The 15,823-nt window shown below is 54.1% G+C and carries 16 protein-coding genes, 1 pseudogene and 1 riboswitch; of the genes and pseudogenes, 13 read left to right on the top strand and 4 right to left on the bottom strand.

Annotated elements, in window-relative coordinates; translation table 11 throughout:
- Positions 1–14 precede the first annotated feature (14 nt).
- Positions 15–569 (bottom strand): GerAB/ArcD/ProY family transporter, encoded by a 555-nt coding sequence (locus ABEV74_RS13420; protein WP_430146627.1) that lies wholly within the window; start codon positions 567–569, stop codon positions 15–17.
- A complete protein-coding gene (locus tag ABEV74_RS13415; RefSeq protein WP_430146635.1) occupies positions 566–826 on the bottom strand; it encodes a Ger(x)C family spore germination C-terminal domain-containing protein in 261 nt (86 codons plus the stop codon). Before ABEV74_RS13415 ends, ABEV74_RS13420 begins: the two co-directional genes overlap by 4 nt.
- Before the next feature lie 29 nt (positions 827–855).
- On the opposite strand from ABEV74_RS13415, the gene ABEV74_RS13410 reads away from it, so the two are divergent.
- Positions 856–2,010 (top strand): methyl-accepting chemotaxis protein, encoded by a 1,155-nt coding sequence (locus ABEV74_RS13410; RefSeq protein ID WP_041853973.1) that lies wholly within the window; start codon positions 856–858, stop codon positions 2,008–2,010.
- Between the two features lie 126 nt (positions 2,011–2,136).
- Here the strand turns inward: ABEV74_RS13410 and ABEV74_RS13405 are convergent, their stop codons facing one another.
- Both ABEV74_RS13405 and ABEV74_RS13400 read right to left on the bottom strand, forming a co-directional pair.
- Complete coding sequence (locus tag ABEV74_RS13405; RefSeq protein ID WP_015256228.1) at positions 2,137–2,619, bottom strand: hypothetical protein; 483 nt, start codon at positions 2,617–2,619, stop codon at positions 2,137–2,139.
- Between the two features lie 141 nt (positions 2,620–2,760).
- Entirely contained in the window at positions 2,761–3,126 is a 366-nt protein-coding gene (locus ABEV74_RS13400) for a Na-translocating system protein MpsC family protein (protein ID WP_015256229.1), read from the bottom strand.
- Between the two features lie 166 nt (positions 3,127–3,292).
- On the opposite strand from ABEV74_RS13400, the gene thyA reads away from it, so the two are divergent.
- From thyA to crcB, 12 genes and pseudogenes are all read left to right on the top strand, one after another.
- Entirely contained in the window at positions 3,293–4,087 is a 795-nt protein-coding gene (thyA, locus tag ABEV74_RS13395; RefSeq protein WP_430146633.1) for a thymidylate synthase, read from the top strand.
- A gap of 16 nt (positions 4,088–4,103) precedes the next feature.
- A complete protein-coding gene (locus ABEV74_RS13390; RefSeq protein ID WP_015256232.1) occupies positions 4,104–4,430 on the top strand; it encodes a YnfA family protein in 327 nt (108 codons plus the stop codon).
- A 96-nt stretch (positions 4,431–4,526) separates the two neighbouring features.
- Positions 4,527–4,856, top strand: a complete 330-nt coding sequence (locus ABEV74_RS13385; protein WP_015256233.1) for an ArsR/SmtB family transcription factor — start codon at positions 4,527–4,529, stop codon at positions 4,854–4,856.
- Between the two features lie 29 nt (positions 4,857–4,885).
- Positions 4,886–5,926 carry an ACR3 family arsenite efflux transporter gene (gene arsB, locus ABEV74_RS13380; RefSeq protein ID WP_198285817.1) on the top strand — a complete coding sequence of 347 codons (1,041 nt, stop codon included), beginning with the start codon at positions 4,886–4,888 and terminating at the stop codon, positions 5,924–5,926.
- A 4-nt stretch (positions 5,927–5,930) separates the two neighbouring features.
- On the top strand, positions 5,931–6,353 hold the full coding sequence (gene arsC / locus ABEV74_RS13375; RefSeq protein ID WP_015256235.1) for an arsenate reductase (thioredoxin): 423 nt from the start codon (positions 5,931–5,933) through the stop codon (positions 6,351–6,353).
- A 291-nt stretch (positions 6,354–6,644) separates the two neighbouring features.
- Positions 6,645–7,819 (top strand): annotated as a pseudogene (locus tag ABEV74_RS13370) (cation:proton antiporter).
- A 168-nt stretch (positions 7,820–7,987) separates the two neighbouring features.
- Positions 7,988–9,106 (top strand): MFS transporter, encoded by a 1,119-nt coding sequence (locus tag ABEV74_RS13365; protein WP_083932132.1) that lies wholly within the window; start codon positions 7,988–7,990, stop codon positions 9,104–9,106.
- A gap of 135 nt (positions 9,107–9,241) precedes the next feature.
- Entirely contained in the window at positions 9,242–10,012 is a 771-nt protein-coding gene (locus tag ABEV74_RS13360) for a TerC family protein (protein WP_015256238.1), read from the top strand.
- Positions 10,013–10,353: 341 nt separating this feature from the next.
- On the top strand, positions 10,354–11,862 hold the full coding sequence (locus ABEV74_RS13355; RefSeq protein ID WP_430146624.1) for an NADH dehydrogenase subunit 5: 1,509 nt from the start codon (positions 10,354–10,356) through the stop codon (positions 11,860–11,862).
- A gap of 38 nt (positions 11,863–11,900) precedes the next feature.
- Positions 11,901–14,594, top strand: coding sequence for a DUF2309 domain-containing protein (locus ABEV74_RS13350; protein ID WP_430146631.1), 2,694 nt, complete (start codon positions 11,901–11,903; stop codon positions 14,592–14,594).
- A 31-nt stretch (positions 14,595–14,625) separates the two neighbouring features.
- Positions 14,626–14,685, top strand: a riboswitch (Fluoride riboswitch).
- A 59-nt stretch (positions 14,686–14,744) separates the two neighbouring features.
- Positions 14,745–15,002: a fluoride efflux transporter FluC gene (locus tag ABEV74_RS13345; protein WP_430146629.1), complete on the top strand. Its 258-nt coding sequence runs from the start codon at positions 14,745–14,747 to the stop codon at positions 15,000–15,002.
- A 134-nt stretch (positions 15,003–15,136) separates the two neighbouring features.
- Positions 15,137–15,472 carry a fluoride efflux transporter CrcB gene (gene crcB / locus ABEV74_RS13340; protein ID WP_015256241.1) on the top strand — a complete coding sequence of 112 codons (336 nt, stop codon included), beginning with the start codon at positions 15,137–15,139 and terminating at the stop codon, positions 15,470–15,472.
- The last annotated feature ends 351 nt before the right edge of the window (positions 15,473–15,823 follow it).

Here is a 15,823-nt window from a genome sequence, read left to right as displayed (position 1 = left end):
TGGGCTTTCGAAATTTAGGATAAATAAAAAAGCCAGTAAGCGCCCCCGATGATTTTTCCGGGAAACCGGCCGAGGATGCGCTCGCATGCCTGGACGATATTTTGTCCGGGATACAGGCGATGAAGCCGAAGCGCGGCGAAAACGGCAATCAGCCCGCTGAAAGCCCAGATCGGCGAAAGCCACAGATCCTGTCTCGCAAATTTGTACGTGATTCCCGGCGCGGTGAGAATCGCCGTGGGGGTGATGGCCAAATAAATCATCTTTCCCAATTGGAATGCGGAAATTTTTCCTTTTTCGATCATCCTTCTTATCCGCTCCTTTCCGAGGTTCATTTTTCGAGCATGTTGACCAGCGGTTTGTACAGGGTATCCATGAACTGCGTAGGCCCCGGCATGTCCGGAACGAAAACGAGCAAAACAGCGAGAATTCCGCCCAAAACGGTCAATGCGGCAGAGGCGGTTTTTTCTCTTTTCTTTTGCGACTTCATTTTCGGCCATTTGTACAGGGCTATCAGCACCAAAACCGCAGCAATTCCCAAAACCGCCGCCCATTTCAATTTCTTTGATCACCTTTGATCCGGCTGGAAAAAGCTTTTGCCTGTCAACCCCGGTCTGGCAACTTTCACATTCGTCTCCAGCCTGACTCCCACATTCGGATAGATCTCGTCCCAGCGATCCTTGTTTTGATTCCATTTCTGCGGATATTTACGGTAAAAAGCGTCGGCAAACTGGAAAATGTCGGCTTTCATCTTCTTCTGCGCCTGGGCCAGTGCCATGTTCACACGATGGTTGATGTCGTCTTCCAATTCCGTCTCCAATTGTTCGATATGCTTCGGAACCGAGAGATCCAGATCCGTTGTATTTTCAACGATATCGTCCCGGGCTTCTGGTACTTATCGTTTCGGTCATTTCGTCTTACTTCACTGGCGCATTGACGGCCAGAAACGTACGCAAAGTCGGGAACGCCATCGCAGAGATTGCCTCTTCCGGCGGTGATTTGACGAAACGAATTACAGTGAAAACAAAGGACGAAACGAAGGATTTGGCCGATCAAACGAACTTGCTGTTATCCAGTCTTCAGAGCATGATTGCCGATATTCAAAGGAAGACCCTGGAATTGGAGCGCTCCTCCTCCATGTTGAAGGTTGGCGCAGAAGAGAGCTACAAAGCTGCCGATCAAATTTCCGAATCTGTTCAACGCGTAGCGCAGGGAGCGGAGCAGCAAGTATCCCAGACAGAAGAGATGTCGGCGATCTTGCAGGAGACGGTATCGGGACTGGAACAGGTTGCCGCCACGACAACCGATGTTTCCGACCTTGCTAGGCGAGCGCAGTCCGTCGCGACGAAGAATGCCGGCGAAATGCAGGCAAATGCGGAAAAAATCGGCCGGATCGAAGAAACGTTTTCCGACATTCAGGCTTCCGCCGCGGAACTGGCATTGCTTTCTGAAAAGATTCGGGATGTGGTCGGATATATTCAGGATGTCTCCAATCAAACCAATCTGTTGTCGCTGAACGCCGCCATCGAAGCGGCGCGCGCCGGGGAACAAGGCCGAGGGTTTGCCGTCGTGGCCGGTGAAATCCGCAAGCTGGCGGACCAGGCGGCGAATTCGACCGTTGAGATCCATGAAACCATTGAAGTGATGTTGAACGGCATTAACGGACTCGTCCAGAAAGTAAACGAGAACAGCCATGGCGTCAAGGATGGCGTTCAGGCCATGCTGAAGGCCAGCGAATCGTTCCGGGCCATTATGAACGAAGTGAACAACTTGAGCGTGCAAGTGATGGAGGTTGCCGCTTCCGTAGGTCAAATGTCCGCAGGAAGCAAAGCGATTGAAGGTTCGATTCGGGAAATTACGAAGATTACGGAAGAAACCGCCTCGTTCACGGAAGAGGTTGCGGCCATGACTGAAGAACAGGCGGCCACGAGCCAGGAAATGCTAAAAACCGCTCATCAGCTTGGCGAAATGTCGGATTCTCTGAAAGCGTTAGTCGGCAAGTTCAAAGTATGAGTGCGAGTCCCGATCCCTCATCCGATGGAGATCCATGTCGAACCTATTCGTAGTCTCGCGACCACGTCGGGTGTTCTCCGGGAAACGATCTGCTAGTGGGCTCTTCTTCTCCTGATTTTACGGGACTCACTCTTGGACAATCAGATGATCTTGATTGTCCAGAAGCGCAACGTTCACCTTGACTGGACGGGGCAACAGCGGATGGTTTTGCAGCAAATGGGCGGTTTTCCAGGCCCCCGAGCTTTCATCTGATGGAACATGGAACCACCGGTCTTCGGACAGCCCGGACAGATGAGAAATCAAATAGGTTGCGGTGGAAGCCGTTCGTTTATCGGCGTTTTCCGACAAAATGGAGAAAGTGGAATCTTGCTCGCTCTTATATCCAAGAATCCAAATTTCCTGAATGGCCGAATAGCGCATGAGCGCGCTGAGGATGCTGCGGGCAAGAGAACCGTAAGGATCCCAGACAAGCACTTCTTCACAACGGAAAATCAGAGGTTTTTTCTGTTTATGGCCATCCAAGAATCGTTCCAACGCAAGGTCCGCTTTTGGACCAATACCGACGAGGATGAGCATGTCATAATCCACAGTAGTTTTTCGGAATGTCATGTGTTTTCACATCCTTTTTTTGTAATAAAAAACCGGGAAAAATCGGCACGTTCCGAACCAATGGGCATGGAACAAAACGTGCGATATTTCCCGGTTTATCTTTAACCGACCTTGCCCGGCCGTTTAAAGGATCCACCGAAACTATGAATATTGTTCTTCCAGATTGTCCGAGAGGATAAATACCATGACCCGTTCCCCGGTTCGGGTGCTGACGTCGGTGTAGAAACTGGTCACATTTGAGCCCGTCAGGTTTGCGATAAGTTCCTTCAATTGGTCGCTGCCCGATTCCACGAGATCCGCCCGGATTTTTTTAATGGAGAGCATTCCTTCGGTCGTTTGGGCCAAATTGCGTTCGGCAGGGGTTAAAACCCCCTTCAGTAAGACGATGACCATATTCCGCACAATATCCGTTTTGACCGAAACGGAACCGCGGCCCAAATATTCCTTTTCCCACTGGGTAAGAGCCTTGCTGATTTTGTCCTCCAGTTCTCCTTTTGACCATTGCATATCGAAACCCCGTAAAGATAAAATGAGGATCAGGGAGAAGAACCAATCCTGATGCCCTTATAGTATATTTTTTGGTGTGCAATTGTCAAGAAAGTGGAACCGTTTTGACAGGAAATCAAGTGGTGACCGGTAAGGTATATGTATCGAGAAAATGAAGGTGATGTCGTTGAGAGCGTACCTCGACTTGCTGAAAGACGTGTTGGACCATGGAGTCCCCAAGCCAGACCGGACGGGAACCGGAACGATATCGGTGTTCGGTCGCCAGCTTCGTTTCGACTTGTCACAAGGTTTTCCGTTGCTGACCACGAAGCGGATTCATATTCGGTCGGTCGTCCATGAACTGCTCTGGTTCCTGAAAGGGGATACCAATATTCGTTATTTGAACGAAAACGGAGTGACGATCTGGGACGAATGGGCTGACGAAAACGGTGATCTGGGACCGGTGTACGGCAAGCAGTGGCGGGCTTGGGAAGCGCCGGACGGCCGCATAATCGACCAGATCGCCCGGGTGGTGGAGGCGATCCGGACCAATCCGGATTCCCGCCGCCATATCATAAGCGCATGGAACGTGGCGGATATCGATCAGATGAAGTTGCCGCCGTGCCATGTGTTGTTTCAGTTTTACGTGTCGGAGGGCAAACTGTCGTGCATGCTGACGATGCGTTCGGTGGATGTGTTTCTGGGGTTGCCGTTTAACATTGCCGAGTACGCGCTGCTTACGCATATGATGGCGCAGCAGTGCGATCTGGAACCGGGCGAACTCATCTGGTCCGGCGGGGATGTGCATCTGTACAGTAACCATCTGGAGCAGGCGAAACTGCAGTTGAGCCGGGAACCGTTTCCGTTGCCGAGGCTCGTCATCAAGCGGAAGCCGCCCAGCATATTCGATTATGTGTACGAAGATTTCGAGTTTGTCGATTACCGCCATCATCCGGCGATCAAGGCGCCGGTCGCCATTTAATTTCAAGGGGGAAACCATGGCAAAGGCGATTGTTTTGTTTTTGGCGGCAGGACTGGCGGAAATTGGCGGCGGATATCTGGTCTGGCTGTGGCTGAGGGAATCAAAACCGCTCTGGGTCGGCGTGCTGGGAGGGATGATCCTGGTGCTGTACGGGATCATTCCCACCCTGCAAAGCTTCCCCAACTTTGGTCGCGTGTACGCCGCTTACGGCGGAGCGTTTATTCTATTGGCGGTGATCTGGGGATGGTTGGTGGACCGAAAAACGCCCGATCTCTACGACTGGATCGGAGCGTTGATTTGCATGATCGGCGTTTCCGTCATGTTGTGGGCACCGCGATCGTAATCCGATGGAAACAAACCATTTGCATATCCATACAAGTTTCTTTTGCATAACCATATAGTTATATGATAAATTTATTAAGAGGAAAGGTGAAGGGATGTGGACATCGAAAAGTTGGCGGACATGCTGAAAGCGTTGGCCGATCCCACCCGCCTAAAAATGGTGGCCATGCTTCATCATCGGGATTGTTGCGTATGCGAATTTGTTCCTGTGTTTAAGATCTCCCAACCTGCGGTTTCCAAACATTTAAGCCGATTGAAAACGGCAGGGTTCGTCAAGGAGAGCCGCAAAGGGCAGTGGGTGTTTTACTCTCTGAGACGAGAAACCTTAGAGCAGGTTGGACTGGGGCTGATGCAGTTGCCCGACATGTCGGAGGAATTAAACAAGTTGGAACAACAGGGGCTGTTGGTCAACGTTTGCTGTGAATAAGAGGAGTGGATGGCATGGGTAGTCAAAACATCAAAAGGCTTTCGTTTCTGGATCGTTATTTGACGGTGTGGATTTTTCTGGCCATGGCCGTTGGCGTCGGTTGCGGTTACTGGTTTCCCGACATGGTGGACAACTTGAATGCGTTGCAGGTCGGCACCACCTCCATTCCCATCGCCGTTGGGCTGATCCTCATGATGTACCCGCCGCTGGCGAAAGTGAAATACGAGGAACTGGGTCATGTGTTCCGCAACGTGAAAGTGCTGGGCTTGTCTCTCGTGCAAAACTGGGTGATCGGGCCGATCCTCATGTTCGTGCTGGCGATCCTTTTCCTGCGGGGCAATCCCGAGTACATGGTCGGCCTGATTCTGATCGGTCTTGCCCGCTGCATCGCCATGGTCGTCGTCTGGAACGATCTTTCCAAAGGGGACACGGAGTACGCGGCGGGCTTGGTGGCGTTCAATTCCATCTTTCAGGTGTTGTTTTATTCGTTCTACGCGTTCGTGTTCGTCACAATTGTGCCGCAGTGGCTCGGATTGGAAAGCATGGTCATCGAGATCACGATGGCCGAGGTCGCCAAAAGCGTGTTTATCTACCTGGGCATTCCCTTCCTTGCGGGGATGATCACCCGGTATGTGTTGGTGAAAGCAAAGGGGAAAGTGTGGTACGATCGGGTGTTCATTCCGAAGATCAGCCCGCTGACCTTGGTCGCCCTGCTGTTCACCATCGTGGTCATGTTCTCCCTCAAGGGGGAGGTCATCCTTGAACTGCCTATGGATGTGCTCAGGGTCGCGATCCCGCTTCTCATCTACTTTGTCGTCATGTTTGTGGTGTCGTTTTGGCTCAGCAAAAAAGCGGGAGCTGGCTACCCCGTCTGTACGACGCTTTCCTTTACCGCCGCGAGCAACAATTTTGAACTGGCGATTGCGGTGGCGGTCGGCGTGTTCGGCATTCATTCGGGAGCGGCGTTCGTGGCGGTCATCGGCCCGCTGGTGGAAGTGCCCGTAATGCTGGCTCTGGTGAAGCTGTCGCTCTATTTCCATCGCAAATTTTTTTCCACCCAAGGAGGCTGACAAAGTGACGGAGAAACCGATCCTCTATTTTCTTTGCACGGGCAATTCCTGCCGCAGTCAAATGGCGGAAGGATTCGGGAAAAAATATCTAGGCGACCGATTTGACGTGTACAGTGCGGGAATCGAGGCTCACGGTCTCAATCCGTATGCCGTAAAGGTCATGCGGGAGGTGGGAATTGACATCTCCAATCAGACGTCCGATGTGATCGATCCCGAGCTTTTAAACAAAGCGGATTATGTGATTACGCTATGCGGGGACGCCAACGACCGATGCCCGATGACACCCCCGCACGTGACCCGCTGGCATTGGGGATTTGACGATCCCGCCAAGGCAACGGGGACGGAAGAAGAAAGACTGGTAGTGTTCCGCCGCGTGCGGGATGAGATTGAAGAGCGAATCAAGCGGTTTCGCGACATGGGAGCATAAATGTGGAAAACTGGATGTGAGGATTGCAAATGGATTTCTCATTTTTCTTGACTGTAAACGGAAGGTAACCTATAATCTTCTCGTGTATTGAAATATTCATACCGTTTCATGTGGAGGAGCCTGTCATAGACGGGCTTCTCTTATTTTTTTCTTCATTTCGGCCAAAATGGGGGACTGCGAAAATGTGACGAATCGTTCAGAACAGGTATCAGATTCACGAAGGCCGTTACTTTGCATAGTCTCACCGGGCTGAGACAAGATATTGGGCAGAAATACAAAAGGAGCGATAACATGAATCATGTCGTGGAATTCTTGTTGCAGTTAACCATTATTCTTATAGCCACCAAACTTGCAGGAGATCTTGCCGCACGGTTGGGGCAACCTTCAGTATTGGGGCAACTTTTGGCAGGCGTGTTGATTGGTCCTGCCGTGGCGAGCTGGGTAGAGCCTTCCGTTATTTTGGAGGTTTTTGCCCAGATCGGCGTTCTTCTCTTGATGTTTTTGGCTGGTCTGGAAACTGACCTGAGAGCATTGAACGAAAACCGCAATACTTCCATTGCTGTAGCGGTGGGAGGTATGCTGTTTCCGCTTGCGGGGGGATATACCGTCGGGTTATGGCTCGGGATGGAACAGGGACATGCGCTGTTTCTCGGATTGCTGCTTTCGGCAACGTCCGTGAGCATTTCAGTGCAAACGTTCCGGGAACTGGGGAAATTGAACAGCCGGGAAAGCACGACCGTATTGGGGGCGGCGATTGTTGACGATATTCTGGTTGTGTTCGGTCTTACAATTGTTCTCGGGTTGCTTACGGCCAGTGAAATCAGCCTGGCGTGGGTGATCGGCAAGAAGGTGATCTTTATATTTCTCGCGGTAATCATGGTGGGAAAGGCATTCCCTTTGCCTTGCGGAAGTTCGCCCATTTAAAGCGAACCGAACCGGTCCTGGGCATTAGCATTTTTTTGTGTCTGATATTCTCATTGGCTGCGGAATACTTTGGAGTTGCCGGCATTATCGGCGCTTTTGCTGCCGGACTGGCGATTTCCAGAACCGAATTCAAACATCAGATTGAGAAAAAATTGGAAGCCGTCGCCTATTCGTTCTTTGTTCCGGTCTTTCTTGCCAGCATCGGTCTGACCGTTTCGTTCGACGGATTGTCTGAACAACTGCTACCCCTTTTCATATTGTCCGTTTTGGCTATTGCATCCAAACTGATCGGCTCGGGATTGGGAGCCAGAATAACTGGGTTTGATACAAGATCCTCCTTCATCATCGGCTCGGGAATGGTTTCGCGCGGTGAAGTCGCTCTGATTATTGCGGCGCTGGGCCTGAATTCCAGCTTGCTTCCGTCAGAGTTGTACACGACGATCATTTTGGTCATTGTCATTACAACCGTCGTAGTGCCTCCCCTGCTCAAGTGGTTCTTGAAGGATACAGGCGGTAAAACAAAAATGAACCAGGATGTATGAATAAAAGCCTGTAAAAAAGCGAAAAAAACTTGAAAATTGATCATGCAAAACCCGTGTTCACCGCCAGCCATTGCATGCTATAATAATTCCATTTGAACAAGCGCATCTCCTTCTGTCAAAATGCATTCGGAAGGACGCACTTGCATCACGGACAACTAGAGCAACCGAATGGCGACCTTATTGCGGCAGGATCTGGGGGCGCCTATCGGCATGGCGGTGGTGCTGTCGTTTACGGTCACGATCGGCACGATCGTGTCCGCCCTTGCCACGAGCCGCATCGTCTGGCGCATCGGCACGGCGCGCACCACGCTGATCAGCGTTGCCATGACGGCCGGCGCGCTGCTCGGCTTTTCGATCGCGCCTTCCATCGCGTGCCTCATGGTCTTCGCCATACTGCTCGGACTCGGCGGCGGCGCCGTCGAGTCCGAGCTAAACCACTACATTGCGGGGAATTACGAAGCCCGCCACATGAGCTGGCTGCACTGTTTCTGGGGCGTCAGCGTAACGATCAGCCCGATGATTCTGTCCGTTTACCTGTCCGAAGGCGACTGGAGAGACGGATACACGGTGATCGGCCTCATCCAGTCGGCGCTTGTAGCGGTGCTTTTTGCATCGCTGCCCCTGTGGAAACATATGGAGAAGAAGCGGGCCGGTGGCGGACAAGCCCCGCAGGCGGATGCGCCCGCGCGCGGGCCGGACGAAGGACGCAAGCCGAAAAATTCGGCCGGCGTCAAGTACGCGCTGGGGACGTTCCTGTTCTACTGCGGCGTGGAGTCGACGGCCGGCTTGTGGGACAGCAGTTATCTGGTCAATGTCAAAGGGATCCCGGCCGACGATGCGGCGTTGTGGATCTCGATCTACTTTGCGGGCATTACGATCGGCAGGTTCATCAACGGATTCGTCTCGCTCAATTTCAGTAGTCCGACGCTGATCCGGGCGGGGCAGATCACGACCCTGGCCGGCGCGCTGCTTCTGCTGCCGCCGCTTCCCGCCGGCTTTTCACTGGCCGGGTTTCTGATTACCGGATTGGGACTGGCGCCTATCTTTCCAAGCATGCTGCACGAAACGCCCGCCCGGTTCGGCGAAGCCCACGCCGGGAGGATTATGGGGTATCAGATTGCGACAGCCTATACGGGGGCGGCCATCCTGCCTCCTCTGCTCGGGATGCCAGCCGGATACTGGACGATCGGCATTTTCCCGCTGTACATCGTCCTGATGGAAGCCGCGATGCTGCTCGCCACGGAGCGGCTGAACCTGCTGTTGCGGCGGCGGCATGATGCCGTGTAAAATGCAAGAAACGCATGCGGCAGGAAATCGTATTAAAGAATGTCAGTTTTACCGTAGACCGGCGGCAGGAATTCCGCATGCCGGCCGCCGCGCGGGGAAACCTTACGGAGCCGACAATCAAAGGAGGAAAGTTAGTTGGACATTTGGTTGGAGTACGCGTGGGCGCTCTTGATTCTGATCGGACTGGAAGGACTGCTGTCGGCTGACAACGCGCTCGTGCTTGCCGTCATCGCGAAGCATTTGCCGGAGAACCAGAGATCCAAGGCGATCAATTATGGCATCATCATGGCCTTCGCTTTCCGGTTCGCCGCCCTGTTCGCAATCTCGTTCATCGCCAATGTATGGCAGGTGCAGGCGATCGGCGCCGCATATCTGCTGTATCTGGGACTCAAGCATGTCATCCAGGCCCGCTTCGGGAAGAAGGATGCGCATAAGGAAGAGAAACAGTCCGGTTCGGCGAGGGGCTTCTGGGGCACGGTCGGTAAGATCGCGCTGGCCGACCTGGCATTCGCCATCGATTCCATCCTCGCTGCGGTGGCGCTCGCGCTCGGCTTGCCGGATTCGCCGCTTGGCGACTTCGGCGGAATGGACGGCGGCAAGTTCGCCGTCGTGGTGCTGGGCGGCATCGCCGGTCTGGTGCTGCTCAAATACGCCGCAGGCTGGTTCATCAAACTGCTGGCCAAACGTCCGGCGCTGGAGACGACAGCGTATGCCATCGTGGCATGGGTCGGTGTCAAGCTAGCGGTCATCACCCTGGCCCATCACGACATCGGCGTGCTGGACCACGATTTCCCCCACAGCACGGCCTGGACTATCGTCTTCTACGGCGTGCTGGTCGCGATCGCGCTGCTGGGCTGGTTCTCGCCCGCGAACAAGCCGGCCGCCAAAAACGAGGAACAGCACTGACAATTCTGCAAGGGACTCTCATGAATGCCGTTCATCTTCGGATGAGCGGCATTTGCTTTGACAAAAAACTTGAAAATTGTTTGCAATGAAAAGCGGACTTCGCTATAATTTAGAAATCGAATACAACAGTTTCAACTGACCGGGCCGGCCTGCCGAACATCCCACGGAAACAGGATGGTTCAAGGTAAGCCCGTATCGTATGTAAAACAAGGTGGATTTTCAAAAAGTCCGCATCGGATTTGTTGGAAATAGACCGACCATACCATCTGGATCAAACTCCGATTTCAATCGGGTGTTCCGCCAGGATGGTATGGTCGGTCTTTTGTTAGGAGGAAAAGGTCTTGAATGTAGCGATGTTTATTGCCTTCATTGCCGGATGGATGATCGCATGGATCAGCGCATGTTGCCTGTATATATCCCGCGTCTCCGACCGATACGTTCGCCTGCACGTCTTTTTGCTGGCCATACCGGTCGTGGTGTCCTTTGCGGGACTGATCGGCGCCGATCAGGTTCGGGAGACGGGACTATGGCACCTGGATCGGACAGCATGGCTGATGGCGTCTTACGTAGGATTGCTTGGCTGGACGATCCAACGGTTTTGTATCCGGTTCATGCACGGTGATCGTTCTTATCGCGCTTACTTTTCACTGTTGACGTTCACGACCGGATCGGCATCCCTCATCTGGTTCAGCGGCGATTTGCGCTTGCTCGCGCTGTTGTGGGGACTACCTTTGTCAGGTCTGGTCGGGTTGGTTTTATTGAACAAGGAATGGACGCCTGCCCGCCATGTTGCCCGGCTTATGACCCGAATGTTTGCCGCCAACTGGCTTTCCCTGTCGCTTGCCGCCGTGTGGCTGTGGCAGGTGACCGGACATTGGCGGATCACGCTGGCGCTGTCAGAGGAATCGATATTGCGGCTGGGATGGGAAAACGCAGCAGGAATCGGCATGTTGGTTGTGTTTGCCGCGATTATTCCGGCGGGTCAATGGCCGTTCCAGCGGTGGTTGCTGGAATCGGCGGTCATCCCGACGCCGGTTTCGGCCGCGATGCATGCGGGGCTCGTCAATGCGGGCGGAATGCTGCTGGCCCGATTTTCACCGCTGCTGGATGGCGGTTTGCCCCAATGGCTGCTGATGGTTCCGGCCATGTTATCGATATTTGTCGGAACCGGCATTCTCCTGGTGCAACCGGACTATAAACGGCAACTGGTGGCCTCGACCATGGCGCAGATGGGGATGATGTTTCTCCAATGTGCTTTGGGTGCCTATTTGCTGGCGGTTTTGCATTTGATTTTTCACGGATGGTTCAAGGCGGCCTTGTTTTTGCGTTCCGGATCCGTTGTGCCGAGGCCGAGACCCGCGCTTTTGGCGCCCGATCCGCCGTCGAGACGATGGCTGCTTTACGGCGTACTGGGCGGAATCGTGCTGGGCATCGGATTTTGGGTGGCTGAGCCCCACGAGCCGCTTCGCATGTTGCGGGCGCTGTTGATGGGCTGGTCGCTGGCGCTCGCCTGGTGGCAGATGGCCGTGTTTCAGAGTGGGCGCTGGACGGGATTTATCGTCCTCTCCGGACTTGGCTTGTCCGCGATGGCGTTCCACGACGCACTGGCTTCCATGCTGGGCGATGCGCTGCCTGCAGCCATTTCAACCGGAAGAACTGAGACCGCCGTCGTCCTCCTGATCGCCTGCGGAGGGCTGTCGGGATTGGGATTGACCGCACGCCGCACAACGGAAATACGGGCGAAGTTGTATCTATGGCTGGTTCATCTTGGCGAAGCGCGCGATGAGGCGGTGGAAAGCCACCCCCGCTATCTCGGGGCGTACATGCGTAGGGGAGGGGAGTTAAAATGAATCGCTCCGCGATGTTGTCCGAACGGGCTGTGGATCATGTGGAAAACCGTGTGGAAAATAATGAAAAAAAATGCGATCGGGATTTTTCCGGCAACCTGCCGGTGGATGAGATGGTGGGAAGGGCGAGCCGGGTCATCGCTCCGCTGTGGCCGCTTCGCACGTTTGTCGCTGTCCATCCCTGGGCGGGACTGGAGCATCTGACGTTTGAGGAAGTGGCGGAACGATTTCGGGATTCCCGGGGTTTGGACCTGTTTCCCCCGATGGCGATGTTTCATGAAGCGCTGCGAAAAGGGGAGTTAAGTCCACGTAAGCTCGAGGAACGTTTCGGGAAGTGGCTGAATGAGGAGGCGCATTCCATTCCCCGCAAAGAAGCGGAACGGCTGTGCTGCGGACTGCTGTGGCACGAAAACGTTCCCCGCGAGGTCATGAATTCGTTAGAGATGAAACGTCTGGCCGTCCGGATGAAACACGCCAAAACGCTGCCGGATCGCCTTCCCGTCCGTTGTGTCCGAACCAAAAGCGCGATATTGGAAGCGCAAGGAGAACCCCGCTTTGCGCGGGCGCTGGACCGCCATATGATCAAATGGTGCAAGCTGTTTCTGGACGAAGGGCAAGCCGCGTGGGGGATGCCGTTTCGGGAATCGGGATTCTACTGCGCCTGGCGGAAACTGGCGTGCCACGATCCGTCCCTGAGCCGGGCGGAGCGCGGGCGGATCAAACAAACGCCGGCAAACGCGGAAGACGCGTTGAAGCAGGCGCTGTTTAACCTGAATGTTCCGCGGCCGGACATGGAGCGTTATCTGGAAGAACACCTGATCGCGCTGCCGGGCTGGGCGGGGATGTTGCTGTGGCGCTCGCAAAAATCCGGACAGGAATACCGCTTGCTGACGGAATATTTGGCGATTCGTCTGTCGACGGAATGGGCGCTGGTCGCCCCCCGTCTTCCCCTTCAGGAGACCGGTGATGCCGACCATGACGCGGAACTCTTACCCTGGATTGGTGCATGGTTGCATTGGGGAGGATGGACGTGCGAACAATGGTTCGGGATGTCGCCTGAAGAGCGGTTTATCCGGCTGGATTTCGCCCGCCGTTTCGCCTGGATGGTTCGTCCCAGACTGTGGCTGGAAGCCTGGGAGGATACACAAGAGGAGAAGTTGCGGGAAACGATATCGGCAACGCAAACAAACGGCCACGCCCGACGGGCGGCCGCGCAGCTGCTCTTCTGCATCGACGTCCGTTCCGAACCTTTCCGCCGGCATCTCGAACGGGAAGGGCCGTTTGAAACATTCGGCTGTGCGGGATTTTTCGGCCTTCCCATCCGGACGCGCCTGCCGGACGGGCACGTCCATGCGGCCTGTCCGGCCATTGTCGAACCCCGCCATGAGGTACGGGAACAGCTTCCATCCGCCGGCAGCCAAACGTATCTTTGGGCGGAATCCGCGAAACTTTCCGTCGCCCGCGTATTTAAAAAGATGAAACAGGGGCTTGTCACCAGCCTGTTGTTGCCGGAAATGAGCGGACCGTGGCTGGGATTGTACATGCTTGCGCGGAATGCGGCTCCTGAACGCGTCATCGGTTCCATCCATCGTTGGCGGAAACGGTCTGCCGGTAAAATGAAGACGCATCTGACCCTGGATCTCGAGAGTACTTGCGGGGACTCCGGTTTGCCGACAGGATTTTCCCTGGAAGAGAAAGTGAACTATGTGGGCAGCTTGTTGAGAAGCATCGGCCTGACGTCCGCATTTTCGCCTCTTGTGGTCGTTTGCGGCCACAAAAGCGAGACGGCGAACAACCCTTACGCATCGGCTCTGGATTGCGGCGCTTGCGGCGGAGCCGCCGGAGGGTTGAACGCCCGGGTATTCGCGGAACTCTGCAACCGGGAAGAGGTGCGGAGGGCTCTGGCCGGGCAAGGCATCGTCATCCCGGAAGAGACGGTTTTTATCGCCGCGGAACATAGCACCACTGTCCATGAGTTGCGCTGGCTGCATGTGCCGGAACTTTCCCCGGCGGCCCGGGACGCTTTTGCCCTGCTTCAGGACAGGCTCCGGGCGGTAACCCGCAAGGTCAATCTAGAGCAACTGGCCAAATTGCCGGGTGCTGGCGCCGCTGGACGCGATCCGGTTGCCGAGGCGCACCGGCGTGCGGCAGACTGGAGTGAAGTTCGTCCGGAATGGGGGCTGGCGGGGAATTACGCGTTTGTCATCGGCAGGCGACACTTGACCGAATCGTGCAATCTGGAAGGAAGGGTATTTTTGCACAGTTACGACTGGCGGGAAGACCCGGACGGAACTTTGCTGATGAATATTGCGGCCGGTCCGGTGACCGTCGCCCAGTGGATTAACCTGCAATATTACGCTTCGACGGTCGCCCCCCATATCTACGGGAGCGGCAACAAGGCCACCCAGACCGTCACGGCGGGGATCGGTGTGATGCAGGGCAACGGAAGCGATTTGCTTGCGGGGTTGCCGTGGCAGTCGGTCATGGCAAGCGACAGGGAATGGTTTCATTCCCCGCTTCGCTTGCTCGTGGTCATCGAAGCCCCGCGGCCGTATATGGTGAAGCTGCTCGAAGGGAATCCCGAATTCCGCAGAAAAGTGAGCAACGGATGGTTGCGCCTTGTGTCCGTCGACCCGGTGAGCGGAATTTGGGAAAGATGGACGCCACGAAGCCTTGGCCCGGCACTGACGTTGGACGACGAGGCAGCAGGTTGTGCAGGTTGTGCGTGTGATTGACAGGGGACTTCGGCTGGTTTAGAATACAGGTGATGAAATAGGCGATGGAGTTCGCCATAACTGCCGAAAGGCTGATGACTCCTACCCGTGTTGCGATGGGGGGAGTCTATTCTTTTTTATGCTGAAATATCAGGGTGAGGGTATGAAAGGATTGGCTCTGGCTGTCGGCGCTTTTCTGGGTGCCCTGTTTCGATTTACGCTGGGGAATGGATCCCTGTATTGTCGGATAGATTCCCTTTGGGAACGATGATCATTAACTTGACCGGTTGCTTGTTTCTCGGGTGGTTTTTTACCATTACGTTATTTCGTTGGAAATGGCCGTTGGAAATTCGTCTTGGCATCGGAATGGGATTGACGGGCTCATTTACCACTTTTCGACTTTTTCATTGGAAACTGCTCAAATGTTAGAAAATCATCATTTTATTGCGGCTTTCGTTTATGTAGTGTCAAGCGTTTTGGGAGGTATCGTATTGGTTGGGGTTGGACAATCGATAGCCGAATTCCAAATCAGAGGGTCAAGAAGCAAGGGGGCATAATACTTGATGGTGCTTTTCACAGGTCTCGGTGGAATTGCAGGGGTGATTGTCCGGTTTTATATGGGAAAGCGAATTGTGGCCCGCGGTACCAAATGGTATCCCTTGGGAACAGGCTTCATCAATATTTCAGGCTCGCTTTTGCTGGGGATATTATTTTCTCTGTACACCCAGGGCTTGGTTGCGCCATGGCTTTGGTTATTGCTGGGACCCGGATTTTGCGGTGCGTACACAACCTTTTCCACGTTCGGATATGAAATTGTCCAATTGATCGACCAAAAACGGCTTGGAGACGCAGTCGTGTACATGTTGTTTTCGGTAATATTTGGTGTAATGTTCGCGTGATTGGGAATGAAAATCATGGCCTACATGACAAATTAGGCGGAATACGAGGCTATCTTGGCGGTTTTCGGAATGACATTATCTAGCTTTTTTAGGAGATGCGAAGCAAGTGCCCGTCGTTGGCTTACCGCTTTCAAATGGAAAAAGACGGCTTTCCGTCATCCGTGCGGAAAGCCGCGCTTTTCCTCCAAAGACGAATGAGTAAGCTGTTTTCGTCAAAAGTTCAGGTTGCAAGGATTTGATTCCGTCCCATCCCCTCCCGTTAGGCAAGGTATTCCACAGATAGCTAAAACACCACACAATGATGCTTTTCAAGGGCAACCCAATTTACTGATGAACCTGAATTTCGAAAGT

This window comes from Paenibacillus cisolokensis, assembly GCF_050481165.1.
GTDB lineage: Bacteria > Bacillota > Bacilli > Paenibacillales > Paenibacillaceae > Paenibacillus_AH > Paenibacillus_AH cisolokensis.
The sequence above is the reverse complement of the archived record's forward strand: the minus strand, read 5'-3'. Positions and strand labels throughout refer to the sequence as shown.

Bases quoted from the DNA above. Each gene is read 5' to 3' on its own strand.
- ABEV74_RS13405 (WP_015256228.1), bottom strand. From the start codon at position 2,619: ATGACATTCCGAAAAACTACTGTGGATTATGACATGCTCATCCTCGTC.
- ABEV74_RS13390 (WP_015256232.1), top strand. From the start codon at position 4,104: ATGGCAAAGGCGATTGTTTTGTTTTTGGCGGCAGGACTGGCGGAAATT.
- crcB (WP_015256241.1), top strand. From the start codon at position 15,137: ATGGTGCTTTTCACAGGTCTCGGTGGAATTGCAGGGGTGATTGTCCGG.
- ABEV74_RS13400 (WP_015256229.1), bottom strand. From the start codon at position 3,126: ATGCAATGGTCAAAAGGAGAACTGGAGGACAAAATCAGCAAGGCTCTT.
- ABEV74_RS13365 (WP_083932132.1), top strand. From the start codon at position 7,988: ATGGCGACCTTATTGCGGCAGGATCTGGGGGCGCCTATCGGCATGGCG.